General features: G+C 54.3%; 3 tRNA genes. All 3 read right to left on the reverse strand.

Annotation, left to right across the window (positions count from 1 at the left end):
• Positions 1-3: 3 nt before the first annotated feature.
• The 3 genes from QP439_RS09045 to QP439_RS09055 all read right to left on the reverse strand — a co-directional run bounded on the left by QP439_RS09045 (position 4) and on the right by QP439_RS09055 (position 253).
• A tRNA-Phe gene (locus QP439_RS09045) sits at positions 4-76 on the reverse strand.
• Positions 77-79: 3 nt separating this feature from the next.
• Positions 80-153: transfer RNA gene (locus tag QP439_RS09050), tRNA-Met, on the reverse strand.
• Between the two features lie 10 nt (positions 154-163).
• Positions 164-253 (reverse strand) — tRNA-Ser (locus QP439_RS09055).
• Between the last annotated feature and the right edge of the window lies 1 nt (position 254).

Raw genomic sequence — 254 nt, forward strand, 5'->3', positions numbered from 1 at the left:
AAATGGCGCGAGACGGAATCGAACCGCCGACACATGGAGCTTCAATCCATTGCTCTACCAACTGAGCTACCGAGCCTTATTGCGGGAGCAGGATTTGAACCTACGACCTTCGGGTTATGAGCCCGACGAGCTACCGAGCTGCTCCATCCCGCGTTAATACAAAAGGAGGATGTGGGATTCGAACCCACGCACGCTTTTACACGCCTGACGGTTTTCAAGACCGTTCCCTTCAGCCGGACTTGGGTAATCCTCCA

This window comes from Streptococcus sp. UMB1203 (assembly GCF_030217725.1).
Lineage (GTDB): Bacteria > Bacillota > Bacilli > Lactobacillales > Streptococcaceae > Streptococcus.